The organism is Mesorhizobium alhagi CCNWXJ12-2 (assembly GCF_000236565.1).
In the GTDB taxonomy this organism is placed as follows: domain Bacteria; phylum Pseudomonadota; class Alphaproteobacteria; order Rhizobiales; family Rhizobiaceae; genus Allomesorhizobium; species Allomesorhizobium alhagi.
The window spans coordinates 1-9,092 of record NZ_AHAM01000340.1 but is presented as its reverse complement, the minus strand read 5'-3'; the positions used below and the strand labels follow the sequence as shown (position 1 = coordinate 9,092).

The 9,092-nt window shown below is 62.1% G+C and carries 6 protein-coding genes and 3 pseudogenes; 7 read left to right on the top strand and 2 right to left on the bottom strand.

Going from position 1 to position 9,092, the window contains the following annotated elements; translation table 11 throughout:
* Positions 1-186: pseudogene (locus tag MAXJ12_RS36420) on the top strand (transposase); the annotation flags it as partial.
* 471 nt (positions 187-657) lie between these two features.
* On the opposite strand, the pseudogene MAXJ12_RS33835 reads toward MAXJ12_RS36420, so the two are convergent.
* Positions 658-1,803: pseudogene (locus MAXJ12_RS33835) on the bottom strand (recombinase family protein); the annotation flags it as partial.
* Positions 1,804-2,181: 378 nt separating this feature from the next.
* Between MAXJ12_RS33835 and MAXJ12_RS36410 the strand changes: the two are divergent.
* Positions 2,182-2,325 (top strand): annotated as a pseudogene (locus MAXJ12_RS36410) (transposase); the annotation flags it as partial.
* A gap of 49 nt (positions 2,326-2,374) precedes the next feature.
* Here MAXJ12_RS36410 and MAXJ12_RS33830 read toward each other — a convergent pair.
* The gene (locus MAXJ12_RS33830) at positions 2,375-3,751 is read right to left on the bottom strand and encodes an IS701 family transposase (protein ID WP_008840757.1); all 1,377 of its coding nucleotides are present in this window, start codon (positions 3,749-3,751) and stop codon (positions 2,375-2,377) included.
* Positions 3,752-3,849: 98 nt separating this feature from the next.
* Between MAXJ12_RS33830 and MAXJ12_RS37435 the strand changes: the two genes are divergently transcribed.
* The 5 genes from MAXJ12_RS37435 (at position 3,850) to MAXJ12_RS33810 (ending at position 9,010) form a co-directional block, all read left to right on the top strand.
* Positions 3,850-4,353 carry a hypothetical protein gene (locus MAXJ12_RS37435; RefSeq protein ID WP_139044185.1) on the top strand — a complete coding sequence of 168 codons (504 nt, stop codon included), beginning with the start codon at positions 3,850-3,852 and terminating at the stop codon, positions 4,351-4,353.
* 250 nt (positions 4,354-4,603) lie between these two features.
* Entirely contained in the window at positions 4,604-5,629 is a 1,026-nt protein-coding gene (locus tag MAXJ12_RS33825) for an NAD(P)-dependent oxidoreductase (protein WP_008840756.1), read from the top strand.
* A 254-nt stretch (positions 5,630-5,883) separates the two neighbouring features.
* The gene (locus MAXJ12_RS33820) at positions 5,884-7,101 is read left to right on the top strand and encodes a site-specific integrase (protein WP_008840755.1); all 1,218 of its coding nucleotides are present in this window, start codon (positions 5,884-5,886) and stop codon (positions 7,099-7,101) included.
* Positions 7,098-8,024: a tyrosine-type recombinase/integrase gene (locus MAXJ12_RS33815; RefSeq protein WP_008840754.1), complete on the top strand. Its 927-nt coding sequence runs from the start codon at positions 7,098-7,100 to the stop codon at positions 8,022-8,024. The genes MAXJ12_RS33820 and MAXJ12_RS33815 overlap by 4 nt, the downstream gene beginning before the upstream one ends.
* Entirely contained in the window at positions 8,021-9,010 is a 990-nt protein-coding gene (locus MAXJ12_RS33810) for a tyrosine-type recombinase/integrase (protein WP_008840753.1), read from the top strand. Before MAXJ12_RS33815 ends, MAXJ12_RS33810 begins: the two co-directional genes overlap by 4 nt.
* Positions 9,011-9,092: the final 82 nt, after the last annotated feature.

Here is a 9,092-nt window from a genome sequence, read left to right as displayed (position 1 = left end):
CTGCGACACGTCTTCGCCGACGGCGGCTATGCCGGGCCGAAGCTCAAGGGCGCGATGCAAAAGATCGGCACGTTCACCCTGGAGATCGTCAAGCGGACGGACAAAGCCAAAGGCTTCGAGGCTCTGCCGCGCCGCTGGGTCGTCAACCGCTGTACAATGTTGCCTGGAAATAGTCATTTCGCTTGGTGATTTTGGGCCGGCGGGGCCATCGAGCGGGGGAACCCGGAAGATGATCTCGATGTGCGCGTCGTCGATTTCGACCCGGCGAACCACGGTGCGGATGATCTGCTGCATGCCGGTCCGATCAAGGCCGGCAAGCCCCGCTGTCACCTTGGCGGAGAAATCTTCCAGACGACTGATGAGGAGTGAGAGTTCGCGTTCGTTCTCAGCCACTTCGACCGCCGCCTGGTGTCGCTCCTGAAGCTGGGAAAGGCGTTGTTTCAGGCCAGCGATACGCGGTTCGAATTCCGCCTTGTCGATGACGCCTTCGGCGTAGCTGTCGATCAACCGGCCGATGCCACGACGCAAGCTAGCCATCTGTCGTTCCAGGCGGGCGATCTCATCCGGCTCGCGGGTTTCGTCGCGAACTTGGACGAGGCGGCGGCGGTATTCGTCGGCCACGCGACGCGGGTCCTCAAGGAGACCTTTCACCTGATCCCACACCGCTTCTTCCAAGTGATCGCCGCGCACCGCCGAGTTGTCGCACACTGAGCGGCCGCTGAAGCGATAGCCATCCGCGCCGATACAACGATAGTAGCGCAGCGTATTCGCCGGGTCGTACTTGCGGGAACGAGGGGCGCGCTTGCCATAGTAGGCGTAGCCGCAACGCCGACAGACCGTGAGGCCCTGCAGCAGCCAAGCCGAACCCGGCATGCGTTGGCGCTTGCGCTTCCGGTTCTCCTCAAGCTGTGCACGGGCTGCCTCGAATACGGTCGGATCGACGAGTGGCGCAACAGGGATCTCGATCCACTCTTCAGAAGGAACGGCAACGCGGCAAGTGGCCCGCGGCGAGGGCTGCGGATGGCCGCGGATCGGCCGCAACCTCGGTCGTGGTGGTAGGTAGCGGGCCCGGCCGAAAGCGGCGTGTCCCACATAGGCCGGATTGGCGAGCATGCCGCGGATCGTGGAGGCGTGCCAATGCGTTGCTCCTGTCCGCGTCTGGCAGCCGATCTGCTCGAGTTGCCGGCACACCTGTCGCAGGCTCATGCGATCCAGGCCGACCCATGCAAAGATCAGACGAACAATGTGCGCCTCGGCCTCCACCACCTCGAAGCGTGCCACGCCGCCGCCTTGCTCGCGGCTCACATAGCGGTAGCCAAAGGGGGCACCCGTCAGAGCGCTGACGGAGCCGGAGCGTGCCGCGTGGCGGCGACCACGGCGGCTCCGCTCGAGGATCTTGGCCCGTTCATATTCGGCGATCACGCCCTGAACCTGGAGCAGCAGATCATCTTCAGCCGTGCCGCCGATGGGGCGGTTCAGGAACACGATCTCCACACCGGAACGACGGAACTCGTCCATCAGCAGCGCCTGATGGGCGTAGCGGCGGGCGAGCCGATCGGGAGCATGGACGTAGAGACGCTCGACAAGGCCACTGGCAACCGCATCCCTCAGCCGCTCCAGCGCCGGGCGAAGCAGGATCGAACCGCTGTAACCGTCATCCTGGTAGCTGTGACCTGGCTCAAGCACGAAGCCATCGGCGGCAATGCGTTCGTGCAACGCCGTGACCTGACTGGCAATCGTGTTGTCGCGCGTCTGGGCCTCGCTCGACACCCGCGCATAAAGTGCACATCGCGTCTCGGTCATTGCTCACCTCCCGATCTCGCTATCACGCGCATCACCTTCGATGATCGGCCCGGGGGACGTTCCGGCCGCTGGCTCGTGCGCCGGATGGTCGGCACAAGCCGGGCGTAGGCCTCGAGCAGATGTTGGGGGCCGGTTCTTGTCGCTTCGAACGACACGTGCACGCGCAGCACAGGGCGATCCATGCGCCGGACCATGTGCGCCTCCATAGGCCGGCTCACAGCCGGGCCGCCGATGGCGCATTAAATCCTGTGGTGGCTCTGATTCGCCCGCGACAAATCGACTCGCATCCCGACCACGACAGGTCTCAACAAGCTGCCGCCTACGGCTCGGACGCTCGACGCATACCGACCACTCAAAGCCACATTTGGCAACATTGTACGGGGGTCTGTCGAGCGCACATTCGCATGGCTGGGGCGATGCCGCAGGCTGGCCAAGGACTGGGAGAAATCCATCGCTTCCGCAGAAGCCTGGATATACGTCGCCCACATTCGCCTGCTCACACGCAGGCTCGCAAGAGCTTGAGATCAAAACATTCTTTTTTGATTCAGGCTCTTACCTCGACTTTGTACGTTTAGGTGGCGAAGCACAGGGCTTGCGCCATTCGCAGGATGCGCTCTGGCGGGATATTTTGTCGTTCCCGGTTTGGCGGGGAGTGTTGATTAATGTCGCCGATCCAGATTGCGAGGCGGACGGCGCCGATGGCGTCGCTGAACGTCAGGCTGGTTTTTCGGTACCACGCTGCTGCGTATGGGGTGGTGGTGCTGGTGAGCAGATCGCAGGCCCATAGCGATACTAGGCTGTAGAGCCCGAGCAATGCCGGGGTGGTTCGTGCAATGGCCTTGTCGGACCATTGCCGCTGGGTCTCAACGCCAAGGTGGACACGGGTCTCGGCGAACGTGACCTCGATCTGCCAGCGGCGGACGAACAGGGCGATGACGTCGGCGGGCTCGAGGGTGATGTCCGTGCTGAAGAAGGCTTGAGGGGGGCTTTTGCCATCGGGATCCCGGACCAGCACCCAGCGGATCGGCATTACCGGGGTACCGGGCCTGTACCACAAGGCGGTATCAGACGTGATCTCGAGCGTCTTGCCGTCGCCATGGCCATACCAGGCGGACACGATGATCCTGGCCCAAGTCGTGGCGGGGTTGGACAGGAGTGTCTTGAGCTTTGGTAGCGCTGGACCTTTTTGCGCTGGCCGGCCGAGGGTGCGCGTGGTCCGCTTTGGCGGTGGCGCAAACAGGCTGGCATCCAGTCGCAGCCGGCTGATGAGCGTTGCCCTGGCAGTGATGGCATGGGCCAGTTCATGGACGGCAAAGCTGCTGTCGCCTACGAAGATGATGCGGCGCCCTGGCAGCCAGCGACAGAGTTGCAGTGCGCCCTGCCGCGCCCAGTCGGTCAGCAGCTTATGGCGCCGCCCACGTTGATGGTCGGATCGCTCGGATGGGGCAAGCAGGGTCAAGACCGGCAAGGCCTTTACCAGGCTCGTCCATGGCACCGGGGTCAGCACCATGAAGCTCAACCAGCGCAGGCCACTGGCTTTGACGAAATGGCCATGGCTGGAGCGCACTGGATCCCGGTAGATGCCCCGTGCGCTGATCCGGCGTCTCCATCGGCGTTCGATGGTGTCGTCCATGCCAATGACGATGGGGCCATCGGGCACGAGCCGTTCGACCACGAGGCCCAGCAATCGCCTGGCAACGGCACGGGGGCTCCAGCAGGCTCGGTTGAGGATCTGGTGGTAGCTTGCAAAGTTGGCGGCCGCGGCCCGGCCGGTCATGCGCAGGCAAGAGCTGACGGTCCGCTTGCCCGGCGCCAGCAAAGCTCCCATGACCAGAACAAGGACATGTTCCCAACTGGGCGCTGTGAAGCAGGTGCGCAACGCTTGGAGCCACTGGCGCAGGATCTGGGGAACGGCATCGCCGACAGCGACGCTGGGATGGTGCAGCATCCCATGCTTCGAATCCCGGCCAGCACATGTTGCAAGGCAATGACCGTGCGGCGAAGTGAATCAGGCCTGCCCGAGGCCGCGGCAGCTATGACTGCCCAATGGAAAAGGACGACATTGCCCTGCGCATCGAGGCGTTCGACGAGGCCAATGGCGGCGGCGTTGGCTGGTACAAGGACAAAGGTGCCTACCACCTGTACCTGCTGGCAACCGAGGTGCCGATCGCCCGTCTCAAGCCGACCGGCAGAAGCGATGAGGTCAGGATCGCCTACTGGTCAGAAAATGGGAAGACATCGACGATATGGGCGGCTGTGTCCTGCCCCTCGATAAGGCGCTCAGCCACATCGCAACCAACAGCCTTTTCTGGACCTGGACCTGACCAAAACGTACAAAGTCGAGCTTACAGAAGACCGCACTCGATCAGCTGCACACGTAGTCGGAAACCTCTTGCATCACGGGCGGCAACCACAGAAGTTTCTCAATTCGCGCGACAGATGTCGTGGTGCTGCCCCTCCAGACGTGGTTTGACCCTCCCCGACTCGGGTCTTGGTACGGAAATGAAGTCGGTATCCAAATCCTGCAAGGCTGGATCGCGCTTCGTGTGATAGCGCTTCGGCCGATGCCAAGAAGATAACATCTGCCTCCGACATCCTGTCCCGCAGCCAGCGCAGCAAAGCTTCGCAATCCAGGTCAGTGCAAGAATTGCGCATAATGGTAAGCCATCGCTCATAACAGGCCAAGCGTTGCCAAACAGGCATTTTGGGGCCGACGCTTAGGAGCGCCAAGCGTGACACGCTCAACTTTAAGCCATGCAGCCGCCAGGCGATTAACACTCAGACTCAGGGAAATAACACGATGAAAATTCTATGCTTGTGGCATGCGACAGAAGATGAGATTGAATATGTCAAAAAGGCAATGCCGGTTGGTACAGAAGTTGTAGCTCCAAAAGCAGCGTACTTTTCTCGCTTCGAGAGCACATATCAGGATTTAAAGCCCCATGCTGCCGACGCAGATGCATTCATCGGCTGGACGATACCGCAAGGTATAATGGAAATTTCCGATAAACTAAAGATACTGTCGTGGCTACACTCTGGCGTTGATGATCTTAGCCAAATGGGCGTGCTGGCGCTGGCGAAGCAACGGGGCTTCAAGATTGCAAATATTCGCGGTGCAAATGCGATTGCAGTTGCGGAGCAGGCGATGATGTTCGTGCTTGCTCTCGCGAAGAAGAGTTTACTGAAGCATGAAGCAGCACGAGATAACCATGTGTTCTTTCCGCTGTTTGGAGATGAACATCGGTCGGCCATGCTCCATGGTCGTACGATCGGAGTGATCGGTGTCGGAAACATCGGGAGCCATATCGCCAGATGTGCGAAGGGATTCGGCATGCACGTTCTCGGAGTGCGTCGCAACAAGCAGCGGCCAGCCGAATACGTAGATTCAATGCACGGAATGGACGAGTTGCATTCGGTGCTTGGGAAATGTGATTATGTCGTTTTGGCGACTCCTAATACAGGTGAAACTTTCCAATTTTTCGGGGAGGCTGAGCTAGCTGCTATGAAGCCAACTGCCTTCCTGGTCAATATCGCCCGTGGAAACCTGGTTCAGGAGCAACCTCTCTACAAGGCACTTACATCCGGTCGTTTGCGCGGCTTCGCAGCGGATGTCTGGCCGTGGTATACGTTTGGGAGAAGCTTTCCGGCCACCAACGTACCACGCCAGCGGATTCAGAAGCTTCCGAATGTAATCGCCTCCAACGACCAATCCCACGATGCGGACGGCGTTCTGGAACGCTATATTGAGTGGGGCACTCAGAACCTGGTGGAATTTGCAGGGGGAAAGGCACTCGCGCGCGAGGTTAACCCGGACTTGGGCTACTAGGAGCCTGTCCAGATAGGCCCGGCATAGGGCTGTTGGCTGACCGATAGCCGGTTCATGCCGCTCGGGCGAGCTTGGTGAGGTTGTGCACGTTATGCCGATGTCGGCATAAAGGGCATTATGCCGACTTCCGGATTATGCCGACCTGGGGTTGGAATTCGGTCTTGGGGGCGGCAACCGCTGCGATGGGGTCGGCATAATCACGGCGGCCTGAGGATCGTGCAAACTCCTCTTCTTTCAAAGGAAGGGGATGTTTCATGTCGATCGATCCGTTTCGTGTTCGCGTCCAGGGCCCACTTGGCCCATTTGCGGCTGGGTTTGCCCGCGAACTCACCCGACAGGGCTATACGCAAATCTCCGCTCTCGGCCAGATGCGGCAGCTGGCGCGATTGAGCCGCTGGCTTGCATTGGAGGGGATAGACCTGAAGGACCTGGGTGCGAGCGATCTCGATCGATTTGTCCGCACTCGTCGTGCCGCTTGCCGGCAGCTCCGCTCGATCAAAGCATTGCAGCCCATACTAAGCCATTTACGCGCGCTCGGCGTGGTGCAGCAGCCATCGCCCCGCGCGCCGGACAATCCGGTAGATGACCTGCTGCAACGATACCGACGCTATCTGACGGTTGAGCGCGGTTTGGGGAAAGCGACCGCGATCGGCTATGCCGACTGCGTGCGCCCCTTTCTGCGCCAACGGCTGTCGCCCGATGGACTTGCCCTGGAGCTTGCGGGCTTGGCCACCACCGACATCGTCGCCTTTGTCGTGGCGCATTGCCCTCGGCTGGGCCGCGGCACGGCAAGCCTGACCGTGACGGCACTGCGTTCGCTGCTCGGATTCCTTCATGTCGAGGGCCTCATCGGGCATTCTCTTGCCGCTTGTGTGCCCTCGGTCGCCGGCCGCCGATTGTCCGGGCTGCCAAGGGGGCTGGATTCCGATCAGATTGAGCGCCTCCTGGCATCCTGCGACTGCGGCACATCGCTCGGCTGCCGCGACTTCGCGGTGCTGACCGTGCTGGTGCGTCTCGGCTTGCGGGCGGGGGAAGTCGCCAGGCTCAAGCTCGATGACGTGGACTGGCGGGCCGGCGAGATCCTCGTGCGGGGCAAAGGAAGCTGCATCGAACAGCTTCCCTTGCCGGCCGACGTCGGCGAAGCGGTGGCGGCTTATCTGCGCCACGGCCGTCCCCGGACTGCTCAGGGCCGTACGATATTTGTGCGCGTCAAGGCGCCCCATGGTGCCCTCTCCAGCAGTGGCGTGTCGCAAATCGTGGCTGCCGCCGGTCGCCGCGCCGGCCTCGGCCAGATATGCGCCCATCGCCTGCGCCATACGGCTGCATCGGCGATGCTGCGCGCCGGGGCGTCTTTGCCGGAGGTCGGGCAGGTCCTGCGTCATCGCCGTACGCTGACAACGGCGATCTATGCCAAGGTTGATCGCGAAGCCCTGCGAACGATCGCCCGCCCCTGGCCAGGAGAGGCGGCATGAGCGCGCTTCGTCAAGCCCTGGCCGACTACCTGGCCATGCGTCGTGCCCTCGGATACACGCTTGCTCGGTCTGAGAAGCTCCTTGCCCAGTTCCTCACCTACCTCGAGGCACAGAGCGAAGACCACCTGACCACGAAGATGGCCCTCGCCTGGGCGACGCTGCCGGCAGGCGCCGATCGAGACTGGATGTCCTCCCGGCTTTCCGTGGTTCGCGCCTTTGCGACCCACTTGCGCGGGCTCGACCCGGCAACCGAGGTGCCGCCGCGTGATCTGCTGCCGGGGCGGTCTCACCGAGCGACGCCTTATCTCTATTCCGAGGAGGACGTCATCGCGTTGATGACCGCGACCGCAGCATTGCGCACGCCACATCGGGAAGCGACCTACCGGACACTGATCGGCTTGCTGGCAGTGACCGGGATGCGGATTGGAGAAGCGATCAGCCTTGACCGCGGCGACTTCAATGCGGGCGGTGGTGTTCTGACCATCCGGCTCGGAAAGTCCGGAAAATCCCGCGAGTTGCCGTTGCATCCCAGCACTGTTGCAGCCCTCGGCAATTATCTGCGCCGGCGCGATCGGCCCCGCCAGCGGCCTGACATGCCGGCCTTGTTCATCTCACCGACTGGCACCAGGCTGCTCTATACCAACGTGCAAAACACGTTCCAGAAGCTTGTCCGTCGCGTCGGCATCACGCCGCGCTCGGCGGCTTGCCGACCGCGGCTCCACGACCTTCGGCACGCATTCGCCGTCCGCACTCTTCTTAATGCCTATCGCGACGGCAGCGACCCGGGGCGGCAGCTCGCCCTGTTGTCGACCTATCTCGGACACGTCGATCCAGCCAAGACATACTGGTATCTCTCGGCGGCCCCGGAATTGCTGCAACTGGCCGGTGATCGTCTCGAGCGACAGATTGGAGGCGGCGCATGACCGCCCTCAGTGCCACCTTGCAGGCGTTCTTCACCGATCGCCTGATCCGGCAGCGGCAAGCCAGTCCGCATACGCTCGCGGCCTATCGGGATACCCTGCGGCTGATGTTGATCTTCGCCGCCACGCGATATGGCACAGAGCCTTCCAGGCTGGAGTTCAACGATCTCGACGCTGCGTGTGTCGGCGATTTCCTCGATCACCTCGAGCGTCATCGGGGCAACAGCGCGCGGACGCGGAATGCGCGGCTTGCCGCAATCCGGTCCTTGTTCCGATTCGCCGCGCTTCGTCACCCCGAGTTTGCCGCGACGATCGAACGGGTGCTTGCGATTCCGCCGAAGCGCTTTGAACGAAGGCTTGTGACGTTCCTGACGGAGGAGGAGCTCGACGCATTGCTGTCTGCCCCCACGCGGTCGACCTGGACCGGGCGGCGCGACCATGCCTTGCTGCGGCTCGCCGCGCAAACCGGCCTGCGGGCATCCGAACTGATCGGCCTTCACTGCGCCGATATCCATCTCGGTTCCGGCGCTCACGTCAGCTGTATGGGAAAGGGACGAAAGCTGCGGATCACACCCATCACCTCCAACATGGCCGCCGTGCTGCGCGTCTGGCTGGCCGAACGTGCCGGGCAGCCGACGGAGCCTCTCTTCCCCACACAGACCGGCAAGATGCTCAGCCGCGACGCTCTCGAGCGCCGGCTCGCGAAATATCTCGACATCGCTGCCAAAGGCTGTCCGTCGCTGAAGCGGAAAAAGGTCACACTGCACACCTTGCGTCATACCGCGGCAATGCGGTTGCTGCGTGCCGGTGTCGACACATCGGTGATCGCGCTGTGGCTTGGCCACGAACAGATCGAGACCACCCACGTCTATTTGCACGCCGATCTGGAGCTTAAAGAGCGCACCCTGGCGAAAACCACGCCGGCCAACACGGCGCCAGGACGCTACCGGCCGCCCGACAAGCTTCTCGCTTTCCTCGAGGCGCTCTGATTATGCCGACCCCATCGCAGCGGTCGCCGCCCCCAAGACCGAATTCCAACCCCAAGTCGGCATAATCCGGAAGTCGGCATAA